We start from the raw sequence: 342 nt of genomic DNA on the forward strand, positions 1-342 counted from the left end.
GTTGTGGACTCGTCAGTGCGTCCCCTTTTTCTAGTGTTTCCGCAAGATAGCGCTGTGTCATCTCGATAAAGGCCTGCAGCTGCACATATTTGGCCTGCCCTAGCCCTTTATGTTGACAAAACTTCTCTTGCGGAGCGGTTAATATATGCCGTAATGAACCAAAGGATTTCAACAGATGGTCAGCAAGTTCTAAGACATTCATCCCCGGACATCCTGTGCGTAAGAAAATAGCGAGCAATTCAGCATCCGTTAACGAGCTTGGGCCATGATTGATTAGCTTTTCTCGAGGGAGAGACTCTTTAGGCAGTGCTTTTAATGTCATCTTATCCCCTTGCAGATCTG

The 342-nt window shown here is 46.5% G+C and carries 1 protein-coding gene; it reads right to left on the minus strand.

The window, feature by feature from the left end; all coding sequences use genetic code 11:
• The coding region (locus tag AB4585_RS26615; protein WP_372171745.1) for a UPF0758 domain-containing protein at positions 1-322 on the minus strand (322 nt) is incomplete at its 3' end.
• Positions 323-342 lie beyond the last annotated feature (20 nt).

It is taken from the genome of Vibrio sp. 10N.222.49.C9, from assembly GCF_041474985.1.
In the GTDB taxonomy this organism is placed as follows: domain Bacteria; phylum Pseudomonadota; class Gammaproteobacteria; order Enterobacterales; family Vibrionaceae; genus Vibrio; species Vibrio crassostreae_C.